The organism is Rhodococcus sp. AH-ZY2 (assembly GCF_030916465.1).
Classification (GTDB): domain Bacteria; phylum Actinomycetota; class Actinomycetes; order Mycobacteriales; family Mycobacteriaceae; genus Rhodococcus; species Rhodococcus ruber.
The window spans coordinates 3118721-3132293 of sequence record NZ_CP126458.1; the positions used below are offsets into that span (position 1 = coordinate 3118721).

Below are 13573 nucleotides of genomic sequence, written 5' to 3' on the forward strand. Positions count from 1 at the left end.
CTCCGGTCAGTCGATCCGCCGCCGGTGCGCCCACCGGGTGAGGGCGTTGCGGTTGGACTGCTGGGTCTTGCGCAGCACGTTCGACGCGTGCGTTTCGACGGTCTTGACCGAGATCACCAGTTCCTCGGCGATCTCGCGGTAGGTGTAGCCGCGCGCGAGCAGGCGCAGCACCTCGAGCTCGCGAGGGGTGAGGGAATCGAGTTCGGGGTCGAGCGGCGGCTCCGGCACGCTCGAGCGGCCGGTGAACGAGTCCAGGACGAAACCGGCCAGACGCGGGCTGAACACCGCGTCCCCGCCGGCGACCCGTCGCACCGCGTCGGCCAGTTCGGCTCCCGAGATGGTCTTGGTGACGTACCCGCGGGCGCCGGCCCGGATCACGGCGATGACGTCCTCGGCGGCGTCGGACACGCTCAGCGCCAGGCACACCGGCCCGTCGGCGATCCGTCCGAGCACCGCCACCCCGCCCCCGTCGGGCATGTGGACGTCGAGCAGGACCACGTCGGGGCGGGTGGCGTCGATTCCCGCGACCGCTTCCGCGACGGTGCCGGCCTCGCCGACGACCTCCATGTCGCCCTCCCGCCCGAGCTCGGCGCGCACCCCCGACCGGAACACGGCGTGGTCGTCGACCAGGAACACACGGAAACGGCGGGGGGCGTCGAGTGACGTCAAGTGGGCTGCTCCTCTGAACGGGCGTCGGTGCCCTCCCACTCTAGGGTCGTCGTGCGCTCCGCCCCGGTACCGGCACGGGGCATGTGGATGCGGATCTCCGTGCCCTTGCCGGGGTTCGAGCGCACGACGACCCGGCCGCCGCGACGCTCCACCCGGCCCCGGATCGAACGGGCCAGGCCCTGCCGGTCCTCCGGAACCGCGGATTCGTCGAAGCCGACGCCGCGGTCCCGGACGAAGACACTCACCTGTTCGGGTTCGACCTCGACGAACAGGTCCACGCTGTCCACCCGCGCATGCTTGGCCGCGTTGACCAGTGCCTCCCGGGTGGCACCGAGCAGGGCGGTGAACGACTCGGCGGTGAGGTCCTCGTCGTCGCCGGGTACCGCGTCGCCGACGATCACCGGCGCCACCGACACCCCGTACTGATCCTCCACCTCGCCGGCGATGGTGCGCAGCGCCTCGGCCAGGCTGGTGTGCGGGGTCTCGCCACCGCCGAACAGCCAGCGGCGCAACTCGCGCTCCTGGCTGCGTGCGAGGCGCAGCACCTCCTGCGAGTCGTCCGCCTGCTTCTGGATCAGGGCGAGCGTCTGCAACACCGAATCGTGCAGGTGCGACGCGATCTCCTCGCGTTCCTCGTTGCGGACGCGGGCGGCGCGTTCCGCCTCCAGCGCGCGCCACATCCGCACCCACAGCGGGACCGACAGCAGGCCGGCCCCGACCAGTGTCACCAGCACCGCCAGCACCGACGAGCGCAGGGCCGCCACGTCGACCTGCGCGAGGATCACGACGCCGAGCCCGAGCACGATGAGCGAGGCGCCGCCGACCACCCGCGCCCAGGTGAGCACGGTCGGGCGCGCGGGCAGGCCCAGCACCGAACGCGGTCCCTCCGCGTCGAACTCGCGCCAGACCAGCGCGGCGCCCACCGCCACCACGACGACGGGTGCGATCACCGAGCCCACGCCCCCGTTGAGCAGCCACGAAAGCCCCACGGCCAGGCCCACTCCGATGACCGCAAGGCCCAGGGCCCGGCGCCGTTCGGTCGGTGACGGCGGTTCGGTGTCCGAGCCCTGCGGTGTGAGGACCCACAGCAACCCGTAGGCGACGATGCCCAGGCCGGCGAGCGCGGCCAGCACCGTGAACGCCACCCGCACCTTGAGTACGTCGACCCCGAGATGGTCGGCGAGACCGCCGGCCACGCCGCCCACGACCCGGCCACCGACCCGGCGCTCGAGGCGGGGGGTGGGCAGGGGTGGGTAGGGAACCGGCTGCATACCTTCGATACTGGCACGCCTACCCCGTCCCGGGCATCGGGGACGAACCCTGAACCGGCGACCGCCCACCGGCGCGGAAATCAGGGTCGGTCCCTGATGCGCGACGGGGCGGCGGTCCAGAAGGATGTGGTTCATGAACACGCGAAGCTTCCCCGAGCAGCTCTCGGACATGTGGCGCACCCGTCCGGTCCGGCTGCCACGACAGGGCCACGTCGCCGGGGTGTGCGCGGGCATCGGCGTGCGATACGACGTGGATCCGGTGCTGATCCGCGTGGCGTTCGTCGTGTCCACCTTCTTCGGCGGTGCCGGCCTGGTGCTGTATCTGGCGGGCTGGCTGCTGCTGCCGCGCTACGGCGATCAGGTCTCCCCCGCCGAATCCCTCGTCGGCCGCGGCCAGAGCTCCGAATCGAGCACCAAGGTCGTGGTGCTGCTGGTGGTGCTGGCCGTCGCGGCGAGTGCCTTCGGTCCGCTGGGCGCCGGGGTGGGCGGCTCCGGATTCGTCAGCATGGTGCTGATGCTCGGCGGTCTGTGGCTGCTGTACCAACGCCGGCCGGAACCACCGGTCCTGCCCGGGGCACCGCAGCTGTTCCCCCAGAACCCCTTCCAGGCGCCGTTCCAGCAGAGTCAGTACCAGCAGAGTCAGTACCAGCAGAGTCAATACCAGCAGGCGCCCTTCGCGCAGCACACCGGCGCCCCCGGGCCCGCACCGGCGGACCCGGACTTCTGGACGAAGCCGGAACCGGAATCACCCCGGACCGGTGCGCAGTCCCCCGGGCCGGAACCGGCACCCCCGCAGGATCCGTTGCTGCAGCGCCCCACGCCACCGTCGTGGGATCCGCTCGGTGTCGCACCGTTCGCATGGGACCTGCCCGAGCCGACGCCCACGACGGCCGTAGTGCCCGCGAAACAGCCGCGTTCCCGGCTGACCACGACCGTGCTGGGCCTGGCGGTGCTCGCCGCGGCGGCCGCAGGCGCGGTGGCGTCCGCCGGCGAGGTCGCGTGGCTCACCCCCGCGCGGATCGGTGCGATCGCGCTCGCGGTGATCGGACTCGGCCTGCTCGTCGGGGCGTTCCTGCACCGCGGTTACGGACTGCTGGTGGTGACGGGTCCCCTGCTCGGGTTCGTGGTGCTCGCCTCCCTCGTCGGACCGATCGACACCTCGTCGTGGGGGGAACAGTTGTACTCGCCCCGCACCGCCGCGGAACTGCAACCGGCGTACTCGGTGCAGATGGGCGCTCTGCAACTGGACCTGCGTGGACTCGAACTCACCGAGGACGAGACCGTCTCCGTCGAGACCCGATTCGGCGCCACCGAGATCCTGCTGCCGCAGAACCTCGACGTCGACGTCGTCTGCACCGAGCAGGCTTCGAACCCGTGCACGATCCAGGGCCTCGACGGCGGCGACGACGGCGTCGGCGGACCGGTCCTGACCCTGAATCTCGACACCGCATTCGGCAACTCGGAGGTGCGCCGTGGCTGACACCGACTACACCGACCCCACCGAGCCGACGTCCGGCGCCCGGCGACGGGGCCCGTCGATCCTGATGCTGCTCTCCGCGATCGCGGCGCTGGCCGTCAGCGCATGGGCGCTGATCGGGCCGTTCTCCCTCGAGCCGCTCGCGAACGTCGAGTTCCGCTGGCTGCTCGTCGCGCTCGCCGTGGTCGTCGGCGCCGCCCTGGTGTTCGCGCCGGGCAAGAAGAAGCGCTGACCGCACCGTCCCGGAACGCACTGCGCCCTTCGGATCCGATCCGAAGGGCGCAGCCGCGTCTCACTCCCACTCGATGGTGCCCGGCGGCTTGCTCGTGACGTCGAGGACGACGCGGTTGACGTCGGGCACCTCGTTGGTGATGCGGGTGGAGATGCGCTCGAGGGCCTCGTACGGCAGGCGGGTCCAGTCCGCGGTCATCGCGTCCTCGCTGGAGACCGGGCGCAGCACGATCGGGTGGCCGTAGGTACGGCCGTCGCCCTGGACGCCCACGCTCCGCACGTCGGCGAGCAGCACCACCGGGCACTGCCAGATCTGCTTGTCGAGACCGGCGGCCGTGAGCTCCTCCCGGGCGATGGAGTCGGCGCGACGCAGGATCGCGAGCCGTTCGCGGGTGACCTCGCCGATGATGCGGATGCCCAGGCCCGGGCCGGGGAAGGGCTGGCGGCCGACGATCTCCTCCGGCAGGCCGAGTTCGCGCCCGACTGCCCGCACCTCGTCCTTGAACAGCAGCCGCAGCGGCTCGACCAGCGCGAACTGCAGATCCTCGGGCAGGCCACCGACGTTGTGGTGGCTCTTGATGTTCGCGGTGCCGGTGCCGCCACCGGACTCGACGACGTCCGGGTACAGGGTGCCCTGCACCAGGAACTCGACGGTGTCGCCGTGGGCGGCGTTCTCTCCGAGCACCTCCGAGACGGCACCTTCGAAGCTGCGGATGAACTCGCGGCCGATGATCTTGCGCTTGGTCTCCGGATCCGTCACGCCGGCCAGTTCCCGCAGGAACGTGTCGGCGGCGTCCACGGTGACGAGCCTCGCCCCGGTCGCGGCGACGAAGTCCTTCTCGACCTGCTGTCGTTCGCCCTCGCGCATCAGGCCGTGGTCGACGAATACACACGTCAGCCGGTCGCCGATGGCGCGCTGCACCAGGGCTGCGGCGACCGCGGAGTCGACCCCGCCGGACAGGCCGCAGATGGCGCGCCCGTCACCGACCTGCTCGCGGATCTGTTCGATCAGGGCCTCGGCGATGTTCGCGGCCGTCCAGGCGGCGGGGATACCGGCGATGTCGTGCAGGAAGCGGCTGAGCACCTGCTGGCCGTGCGGGGAATGCAGGACCTCGGGGTGGTACTGCACGCCGGCGAGCCGGCGCGCGCGGTCCTCGAACGCGGCCACGGGCGCGCCGGGGCTGCTGGCGGTCACCTCGAAGCCGTCCGGCGCGGCGGTGACTCCGTCGCCGTGGCTCATCCACACGGGCTGCGTCGCGGGCAGTCCGTCGTGCAGGACACCCCCGGTGACGGACATCTCGGTGCGCCCGTACTCGCGGTTGCCGGTGTGTGCGACGGTGCCGCCGAGCGCCTGGGCCATGGCCTGGAAGCCGTAGCAGATGCCGAACACCGGGACGTCCAGGTCGAACAGTTTCGGGTCGAGTTGCGGTGCGCCCTCGGCGTAGACGCTGGAGGGGCCGCCGGAGAGCACCACGGCGAGCGGGTCGCGGGCCGCGATCTCCTCCACCGGCGTGGTGTGCGGCACGACCTCGGAGTAGACCTTGGCTTCGCGGACGCGGCGGGCGATCAGCTGCGCGTACTGGGCTCCGAAGTCGACGACGAGGACCGGCCTGGACTGCTGGGTTTGCGACACCCGAACAGTCTAGAGGTCCGGTCCTCGTCCAACGAACGGCGGTTCGGGTCAGGCGACGCCGGACGCGGACCCGGTGCGAACCTCGACGATCGGCAGCGACAGCGCGCCCGGAGCGCCCGCCGGCACGACCGGCTTGTTCGGGGCGATCGGGTCCAGCCGGCGGTAGCCCTCCCCCTGGCCGGGACGCAGGTCCTGCTCCCCCTTGTTCGGCCACAGCGCCGCCGCGCGCTCGGCCTGCGCCGCGATGGTCAGCGACGGATTGACCCCGAGGTTGGCCGAGACGGCGGCCCCGTCCACGACGCTCAGCGTCGGGTATCCGTACACGCGGTGGTACGGGTCGATGACGCCGTGCTCGGGATCGGTGCCGATCACGCAGCCACCGAGGAAGTGCGCGGTGAGCGGGACGTTGAAGATCTCCCCCCAGGTGCCGCCCGGGACGCCGTCGATCTTCTCGGCGATCCGGCGGGTGGCCTCGTTGCCGACGGGAATCCACGTCGGGTTGGGGTGCCCGTGGCCCTGCCGGCTGGTGACCTTGCGGCGACCGAACAAGCCCTTCTTGGTGTAGGTGACGATCGAGTTGTCCAGGTTCTGCATGACCAGGGCGATGATGGTGCGCTCGCTCCAGTCCTTGACGCTGAGCATCCGGGCCATCTGGACCGGGTTCTTCACCACCTGGCCGAGGAACTTCAGCCAGCGTGGGGTGCGGCCGCCGCCGTCGGTCATCAACGTCTGCAGCAGACCCATCGCGTTCGAACCCTTGCCGTAGCGGACCGGCTCGATGTGGGTGTCGGCAGTGGGATGGAACGACGACGTGATCGCCACACCGCGGGTGAGGTCGAGGTCCGGGTCGACGCTCATCTTCCCGGCGCCGACGATCGACTCGGAGTTGGTGCGGGTCAGATGACCCAGCCGGTCGGACAGTTCCGGCAGGGCGCCGGTGTCCTTGAGGTGGTGCAGGAGATGCTGGGTGCCCCACGTGCCGGCGGCGAGGACGACGTGCCCGGCCGTGTAGGTACGACGGTTCTTCCGCTTCCACGCGCCGGTGCGCTCGGTGTCGACGTCCCACGTGCCGTCGGGGGCCTGGCGCAGGCCGGTGACCGTGGTGAGGGGGACGATCTCGGCGCCGGCCCGTTCGGCGAGCCCGAGATAGTTCTTCAGCAGTGTGTTCTTGGCGCCGTGCCGGCATCCGGTCATGCACTCGCCGCATTCGATGCAGCCCGTGCGGTCGGGGCCGACACCGCCGAAGTACGGGTCGGCGACGGTACGCCCGGGCTCCCCGAAGTACACCCCCACCGGGGTCTGGATGAAGGTGTCGCCCACGCCCATGTCCGCGGCGACGGACTTGACGATCTCGTCCGCGGGGGTCATGTGCGGGTTCTGCACCACGCCGAGCATGCGACGTGCCTGGTCGTAGAAGGGGCTGAGCTCGTCGTTCCAGTCGGTGATGTGTGCCCACTGGCCGTCTTCGAAGAACGGAGCCGGCGGCTTGTAGAGGGTGTTGGCGTAGTTGAGGGAGCCACCGCCGACGCCGGCTCCGGCGAGGATGAGGACGTCGTGCAGCAGATGGATCCGCTGGATACCGAAGCACCCCAGCTTGGGTGCCCACAGGAATCGCTTGAGATCCCAGCTGGTCTTCGCGAAGTCGGCGTCGGCGAAGCGCCGGCCCGCTTCGAGGATGCCGACCCTGTACCCCTTCTCCACGAGCCGCAGGGCCGTCACACTTCCACCGAACCCCGATCCGACGATGAGGACGTCGTAGTCCGTCGCGCGCTGCTCACCCACCGAAACACCTCCATGAAGCTGGTTGTTACTCACCAGTATGCACGGGCTTGCTGTGACCATTGCCACAAGGGTGCCCTAACTGTAACCATGAGTTCCATAAACCGCAGGTGAGGGCTGGAAACGGCTGTGGCCGAATGTCACACCGCTTCGATCGAATCGACGCGATGTGACATTCGGCCACAGCGGGTAAGGGGGTAGCGGCGGGTCAGGCGCGGACGGTCAGGCCGACCTTCTGGAACTCCTTGAGGTCCGAGTAACCCGACTTCGCCATCGCACGGCGCAGACCGCCGACCAGGTTCAGCGAGCCGAACGGATCGTCGGACGGACCGGTGAGCACGCGGTCCAGGCTCGGGCGCTCGTCGTAGGCGACCTGCAGCAGCGCGCCGCGCGGCACGGACGGATGCGCACTCGCCGACGGCCAGTACCAGCCCCGGCCCGGAGCCTCGGCCGATACCGCGAGGGGGGCACCGAGCACGGCGGCGTCGGCACCGCAGGCGATGGCCTTGGCCAGGTCGCCCGAGGTCTCGATGTCGCCGTCGGCGATGACGTGGACGTACCGGCCACCGGTTTCGTCCAGGTAGTCGCGACGGGCGGCGGCCGCGTCGGCGATCGCCGTCGCCATGGGCACTCCGATGCCCAGTACCTCGCTGGTGGTGGTGGCGCCCGCTGTCGAGCCGTAGCCGACGACGACGCCCGCCGCTCCGGTACGCATCAGGTGCAGCGCGGTGCGGTGATCGCTCACACCACCCGCGACGACCGGCACGTCCAGCTCGGAGATGAACGTCTTGAGGTTCAGCGGCTCGCTCTCACCGTGCGCCACGTGCTCCGCGGAGATGATGGTCCCGTGGATGACCAGCAGGTCGAGGCCGGCCTTCACCAGGTGCGGAGTCAGCGCCCGCGCATTCTGCGGGCTGACCCGCACGGCCGTGGTCACGCCGGCATCGCGCACCTGCGCGATCGCGGCAGCGAGTAAATCGGGCTGCAGCGGGGCCGCGTGGAGCTTCTGCAGGTGCGCGATCGCCGCTGCCGGGTCCGGGTCGGACTCGGCGATGCCGACGAGGCGTTCGATCTCGGCATCGACATCGGCGTGCCGGCCCCACAGGCCCTCACCGTTGATGACGCCGAGGCCACCGGCCTTGCCCAGTTGCACCGCGAAGGACGGCGAGACCAGCGCGTCGGTGGGATGGGCGAGCAGCGGGATGTCGAATCGGTACGCGTCGAGCTGCCAAGCCGTCGACACCTCCTTCGAGGAGCGCGTCCGGCGGGACGGCACGATGTTGATGTCGTCCAGCTCGTAGGTGCGTCGGGCGGTTCGCCCCATGCCGATTTCAACCAGGTCGCGCACGCGCGTCCCTTTCTTCTCAGGTAGATGCCCCCACCGGACACTCCGGCGGGGGCCGATCGCGGACTCTTGCTCTACCGAACCACTGCTCTACCGAACCACGTAGTTCGGCGCTTCGGCCGTGATCGTGATGTCGTGGGGATGGCTCTCCTTCAGACCCGCCGCCGTGATCTGCACGAACTGCGCCTCCTGCAGTTGTTCGATGGTGGCGGCACCGGCGTAGCCCATCGCTGCCCGCAGGCCGCCGATCAGCTGGTGCGTGACCTGCTGCAGCGGACCGCGGAACGGCACACGACCTTCGATGCCCTCGGGCACCAGCTTGTCCTCGGAGAGCACGTCGTCCTGGAAGTAACGGTCCTTCGAGTACGACTTGCCCGCGCCCCGGCTCTGCATCGCGCCGAGCGAACCCATGCCGCGGTAGCTCTTGAACTGCTTGCCGTTGACGAGGATCAACTCACCCGGCGATTCGGCCGTGCCGGCCAGCAGGGAGCCGAGCATGGCCGTGGAGGCGCCGGCGGCGAGCGCCTTGGCGACGTCGCCGGAGAACTGCAGGCCGCCGTCGGCGATGACCGGGACGCCCGCGGGCTTGGCGGCGGCGACGGCCTCGAGGATGGCGGTGATCTGCGGCGCGCCGACGCCCGCGATGACGCGGGTGGTGCAGATGGAGCCGGGACCCACGCCGACCTTCACGGCGTCCACACCGGCCTCGATGAGCGCTGCGGCACCCGCCCGGGTCGCGACGTTGCCGCCGATGATCTGGACCCGATCGCCGACCTCGGCCTTGAGCTTGGCGATCATCCCGAGAACACCCGCGGAGTGACCGTGGGCGCTGTCGACCACGAACACGTCCACCCCGGCGTCCGCCAGGGTCATGGCCCGGGACCACGCGTCGTCGCCCACGCCGACCGCGGCACCGACGAGCAGGCGACCGTCGCGGTCCTTGGTGGCGTCGGGGTGCTGCTCGGTCTTGACGAAGTCCTTGACGGTGATCAGTCCGGTCAGGCGACCCTGCCCGTCGACGATCGGCAGCTTCTCGATCTTGTGACGGCGCAGCAACCCGAGGGCGGCTTCGGCGGTGACACCCTCCTGGGCGGTCACCAGCGGCGCCTTGGTCATGACCTCCGCGACCGGGCGGTTCTGGTCGACCTCGAACCGCATGTCCCGGTTGGTGATGATGCCGACGAGCTGGCCCTCGTCGTCGGTGACGGGCAGCCCCGAGATGCGGAAGCGCGCACACATGGCGTCGACCTCGGCGAGGGTGGCGGTCGGCTTGCAGGTGACCGGGTCGGTGACCATGCCCGCCTCGGACCGCTTCACGGTCTCGACCTGCGCGGCCTGCGCCTCGGCGGACAGATTGCGGTGCAGGACGCCCATACCCCCGGCGCGGGCCATCGCGATGGCCATGCGCGACTCGGTGACGGTGTCCATCGCGGAACTGACCAGCGGAACCCGGAGACGGATGTCCCGGGTCAGCTGGCTCGACGTGTCCACCTGGCTCGGGATGACGTCCGACGCGGCCGGCAGCAGCAGCACGTCGTCGAAGGTCAGACCCAGCATGGCGACCTTGTCCGGGTCGTCACCGCCGGTATGCACGTGCCCTCCGGTACTCCTCATGCGGTTCGGACCCTCCATGACGCGTCGATACGGTGCGGGCGGGTGGCCCCCGGCCCGGCATCGGTGATTACGGAACACAATGTCGTGAAAGACAATGGTGCGAGCGGTGCGCACCGTTCCCCGGACGCTCCGAACAACGATGCCCTGCTCGTGAACTATCGTATCGGTTCACCGGGACCGGCACACACGCGCATCCGCACGCGTACACGAAGGTCCGCGGGAAGTCCACGGTGTGACGGCTGGCGCGGACCCCGTCGGACTGCGTACCGTGGAGTCGTGCGTGATCAGTTGCCTCCCGGTCTGCCACCGGACCCATTCGCTGGAGATCCCGACGATCCGTCCGCCGCACTGGACGCCATCGAGCCGGGTCAGCCGCTCGACCCTGCCGAGCGGCTGGCCGTCGAGGAGGATCTTGCCGACCTCGCGGTGTACGAAGCGCTGCTGTCGCCGCGCGGCGTCCGCGGCCTGGTGGTGTGCTGCGAGGACTGCCATCAGGATCACTACCACGACTGGGACATGCTGCGGGCGAACCTGCTGCAGTTGCTTGTCGACGGTACGGTCCGGCCGCACGAGCCGGCCTACGATCCCTCCCCCGATGCCTATGTGACATGGGACTACTGCCGCGGCTACGCGGATGCGTCGATGAACGAGGCGCTACCGGTCGACCCGTACGGCCTCGACTCCTAGAAGAAGCCTCCGCACCAGAAGAAGCCTCCGCACCACGGGAAGGGCCCGCCGGGACACACGTCCGGCGGGCCCTTCTCGTCACGTCTACTCCGAAGGTGCGGGCACCGTGTACTCCGAAGGTGCGGGCACCGCGGTGATCGTCTGGCTGATCGACTGCTGCTCCAGCGAGGTGGACGGCGCCGGTGCCGACGCCGACGGGGTCGTGGTCGGCGCAGCGGTCGGCGCGGTGGTGGGCTCCGGCGTCACCGGTGGGCTCGTCGGTCCGGTGGACGGGGGCGGAGTGACGGGGGACGGTTCCGGACTGGGTGCCGGCTGCGACGACGGCGGCACCAGATCGACGCCGGGTGCCTCAGTGGACGTCGCCGGGGGGACCGTTCCCGTACCGGGTGTCGTACCGGCGATGGTGGGGTCCACGGTCGACGGGGTCGTCGGAGTGGTCGGCACCGGCGCGGGAATCACCTGCGTCGACTGGACCGGGGGCGCGGGCAGCACGGGCGGAGGCGGGGGCGGAAGGAGCTTGCTCAACTCGGTGGTGAGCCGCTGCACCCAGTCACCCAGCTGGTCCCGCTGGCCGGCGTCGGTGACCGATCCGGACCGCTGCTGCGCCGACTGGATCAGTTCCTGCGCGCCTTCCGTGTCGCCGACGGCGAGCCGCTGCTCGGCCTCCTGCAGCGTGGAGGCGGTGTCGATCCGGGCGACCGTCGACTCGGCCTGCTCACTGAAGACGACCTGCTTGACACTCCACAGCGGGTCGCCGGGTTCGGCCTGGTAGGACACGGCGGTCGCACCACCGACGGCGATGGCGATCAGGGCGGCGGCGCCGGCGATGGGCCGGATCAGGCGGAGCTGGGTGCGGGCGCGGGAGCGGCGCTCGGCGAGTGCGTCGCGGGCACCGATCTCCCGGTTGACCGCGGCGACGATCTCGTCGAGATCCGGCTCGGAAGGAAGCGGATCGGCCAGGATCTCGGCACGCCAGCCCGCAAGAAGGGTGGCGAGCTCGTATTCCTCGGTCGTCTCGGTGGGCACCGGTCCGTCCCCGGAGATCGCGTCGATGAGGGCGTCGTCACGGCGCACGGCCGCAATGTCCACGGGGGTGCCGTCGTCGGCGAGATCGGCGAAGAAATCGTCATCCGCGCCGTGCTTCCTACCCATTTCTCTCACCTGCTCTCGTCACTTCCTTCTTCAGTCGGGCGATGGCACGGTGCTGCGCCACTCGAATGGCCCCTGCCGTACTTCCCACCGCTGCTGCCGTTTCTTCCGCGGACAGGCCCACCACGAGCCGCAGGACCAAGATCTCCCGCTGCTTCTCCGGAAGCGTGCCCAGCAGCTGCTTCATCTGCCGGCTCGTCTCCGCATTGAGCGCCTGCTCCTCCGGACTGTCGTCCAGCGACATCGACTCGGGTACCTCCGCGACCGGATCCGCCCGGTTGCGGGCGGCGCTGCGGTGCGCGTCGGCGACCTTGTGTGCCGCGATCCCGTACACGAATGCCATGAAGGGGCGTCCCTGGTCCTGATACCGCGGCAACGCCGTCATCACGGCCAGGCACACCTCCTGCGCTACGTCGTCCGCGGAGAGCTGGCCACGCTCCGCGGCTCCGACCCGTGCCCGGCAGTACCGGACGACCAAGGGCCGGATGGTTCTCAGAACCTGAGCGAGGGCCGTCCGATCTCCCTGCGCAGCCGCAGCGACAGCGGAGTCCAACTCCTCACCCATGACAGTCATCGATTGCGCAAGTCCTGGCGTTACAAAGTGACACGACCCCCCGGCCGGGTGTGCTTCCACTTGCAGTGGAACATCCCCAGACTAGCGACACGACCGGACGGAACGGACGCACGGATGGCTTCTAGACCCGGATCGTTGCGAATCTCCCACCGCGCCGGACGACGAGTGCCGCCGACTCGTCGCGCACGCGCCGAGCCGCCTCCCCGCCCCCGAGCCCGTCCCACAGCATCGCGGCCGCCCAGCGCAGCGGGACCAGACCGAGCGCGGTACTACGGTCGAGTACGTCGAGGCACAGGTCCCGGGCGGGCGTGAGATCGGACTCCCCGGTCCACGAGGCGGCCCGCAGCAGATCGGATTTGACCAGGTGCCGGACCGAGCCGCTGCGTTCGGCCTCGGCCGCGGCCGCAGCCGAACGCCGACGGGCGGTGGCGAAGTCCCCGGAGGCCAGGGCAGTCTCCGCGCAGACCCAGTGCAGGCGCACACGCTGGCGCCGGAACACCGCGCCGTGCACGCCTTCGGCGGCGTCGAGAGCGGCAGCGCAACGGTCCAGCAGCCGGACGGCCGGCCGGATCCGGCCGCACCCGAGCGCGTCCGCCGCCAGCCCCGTGAGGGCGTCGCACCGAGCCTCGACGGTCCACGAGGAATACCGCGGGGCGTCGGCGAGCGCCGCGGCCGCCCGTCCGTCGAGGACGGCGGCCTCGCGGTGCCGGCCGAGCTGACGCAGCAGCGACGCCTCGGTGCTCGCCGCCAGGGACGCGAGCGCTCCGTCCGGACCCGTGGCGCGGCGGAGCCGGGTCAGCTCCGCGCGGGCGGCGGCGTAGCGACCCTGACCGCCCAGGGCGACGGCCCGGTGCCACGACGCGACGCGATCCCCGCCGGGCGGGAGAGGGAACAGGTCCGGCCGGGCACCGAATGCCGCCGAGGCGAGCGTGGACGTGTCGGACGGCAGGGCGGTGACGGGCACGAGGCCATGATCGCACCCCTTCGCCTCCGTCCGGCGGGGAGGTGGAGTGCATTCCGAGAAATATGCACCGACGGCGCATCAATTACTTCCGTGCTTCGGCCGGTTGAACATCCGGTTTACGTTTTGTTAATTACAGACACGGTGTCGGTACGAAAGATGCGCACGCCGTGGCAATTTTCG

12 protein-coding genes are annotated in these 13573 nt (G+C 70.5%); 3 read left to right on the forward strand and 9 right to left on the reverse strand.

The window, feature by feature from the left end; all coding sequences use genetic code 11:
• Positions 1–6 precede the first annotated feature (6 nt).
• Positions 7–669: a response regulator transcription factor gene (locus QNA09_RS15450; RefSeq protein ID WP_064066065.1), complete on the reverse strand. Its 663-nt coding sequence runs from the start codon at positions 667–669 to the stop codon at positions 7–9.
• Positions 666–1940 (reverse strand): ATP-binding protein, encoded by a 1275-nt coding sequence (locus tag QNA09_RS15455; protein ID WP_010595556.1) that lies wholly within the window; start codon positions 1938–1940, stop codon positions 666–668. The genes QNA09_RS15450 and QNA09_RS15455 overlap by 4 nt, the downstream gene beginning before the upstream one ends.
• Positions 1941–2073: 133 nt before the next feature.
• Between QNA09_RS15455 and QNA09_RS15460 the strand changes: the two genes are divergently transcribed.
• Together QNA09_RS15460 and QNA09_RS15465 are read left to right on the forward strand one after the other, a co-directional pair.
• On the forward strand, positions 2074–3420 hold the full coding sequence (locus tag QNA09_RS15460; RefSeq protein WP_203010886.1) for a PspC domain-containing protein: 1347 nt from the start codon (positions 2074–2076) through the stop codon (positions 3418–3420).
• Positions 3413–3649 (forward strand): hypothetical protein, encoded by a 237-nt coding sequence (locus tag QNA09_RS15465; protein WP_010595558.1) that lies wholly within the window; start codon positions 3413–3415, stop codon positions 3647–3649. Before QNA09_RS15460 ends, QNA09_RS15465 begins: the two co-directional genes overlap by 8 nt.
• A 60-nt stretch (positions 3650–3709) precedes the next feature.
• Here QNA09_RS15465 and guaA read toward each other — a convergent pair whose 3' ends face one another.
• The 4 genes from guaA to guaB form a co-directional block, all read right to left on the reverse strand.
• Positions 3710–5281, reverse strand: coding sequence for a glutamine-hydrolyzing GMP synthase (gene guaA / locus QNA09_RS15470; protein ID WP_010595559.1), 1572 nt, complete (start codon positions 5279–5281; stop codon positions 3710–3712).
• Between the two features lie 48 nt (positions 5282–5329).
• Positions 5330–7063: a GMC oxidoreductase gene (locus QNA09_RS15475; RefSeq protein WP_017679645.1), complete on the reverse strand. Its 1734-nt coding sequence runs from the start codon at positions 7061–7063 to the stop codon at positions 5330–5332.
• Positions 7064–7268: 205 nt separating this feature from the next.
• Positions 7269–8408, reverse strand: a complete 1140-nt coding sequence (locus tag QNA09_RS15480; protein ID WP_010595561.1) for a GuaB3 family IMP dehydrogenase-related protein — start codon at positions 8406–8408, stop codon at positions 7269–7271.
• Between the two features lie 87 nt (positions 8409–8495).
• Positions 8496–10019 carry an IMP dehydrogenase gene (guaB, locus tag QNA09_RS15485; RefSeq protein ID WP_029540128.1) on the reverse strand — a complete coding sequence of 508 codons (1524 nt, stop codon included), beginning with the start codon at positions 10017–10019 and terminating at the stop codon, positions 8496–8498.
• Between the two features lie 276 nt (positions 10020–10295).
• Between guaB and QNA09_RS15490 the strand changes: the two genes are divergently transcribed.
• Positions 10296–10706, forward strand: coding sequence for a DUF5319 domain-containing protein (locus QNA09_RS15490; RefSeq protein WP_003938028.1), 411 nt, complete (start codon positions 10296–10298; stop codon positions 10704–10706).
• Between the two features lie 84 nt (positions 10707–10790).
• Here the strand turns inward: QNA09_RS15490 and QNA09_RS15495 are convergent, their stop codons facing one another.
• The 3 genes from QNA09_RS15495 to QNA09_RS15505 all read right to left on the reverse strand — a co-directional run bounded on the left by QNA09_RS15495 (position 10791) and on the right by QNA09_RS15505 (position 13393).
• Positions 10791–11858, reverse strand: a complete 1068-nt coding sequence (locus QNA09_RS15495) for an anti-sigma-D factor RsdA (protein WP_010595564.1) — start codon at positions 11856–11858, stop codon at positions 10791–10793.
• Positions 11851–12429 (reverse strand): sigma-70 family RNA polymerase sigma factor, encoded by a 579-nt coding sequence (locus QNA09_RS15500; protein WP_010595565.1) that lies wholly within the window; start codon positions 12427–12429, stop codon positions 11851–11853. The genes QNA09_RS15495 and QNA09_RS15500 overlap by 8 nt, the downstream gene beginning before the upstream one ends.
• Before the next feature lie 121 nt (positions 12430–12550).
• Positions 12551–13393 (reverse strand): hypothetical protein, encoded by an 843-nt coding sequence (locus QNA09_RS15505; protein WP_010595566.1) that lies wholly within the window; start codon positions 13391–13393, stop codon positions 12551–12553.
• Between the last annotated feature and the right edge of the window lie 180 nt (positions 13394–13573).

What these genes read in the sequence shown, in the direction of transcription:
- QNA09_RS15455 (WP_010595556.1), bottom strand. Translation starts at nt 1,940, where the DNA reads ATGCAGCCGGTTCCCTACCCACCCCTGCCCACCCCCCGCCTCGAGCGC.
- QNA09_RS15460 (WP_203010886.1), top strand. Translation starts at nt 2,074, where the DNA reads ATGAACACGCGAAGCTTCCCCGAGCAGCTCTCGGACATGTGGCGCACC.
- guaB (WP_029540128.1), bottom strand. Translation starts at nt 10,019, where the DNA reads ATGAGGAGTACCGGAGGGCACGTGCATACCGGCGGTGACGACCCGGAC.
- QNA09_RS15495 (WP_010595564.1), bottom strand. Translation starts at nt 11,858, where the DNA reads ATGGGTAGGAAGCACGGCGCGGATGACGATTTCTTCGCCGATCTCGCC.
- QNA09_RS15500 (WP_010595565.1), bottom strand. Translation starts at nt 12,429, where the DNA reads ATGACTGTCATGGGTGAGGAGTTGGACTCCGCTGTCGCTGCGGCTGCG.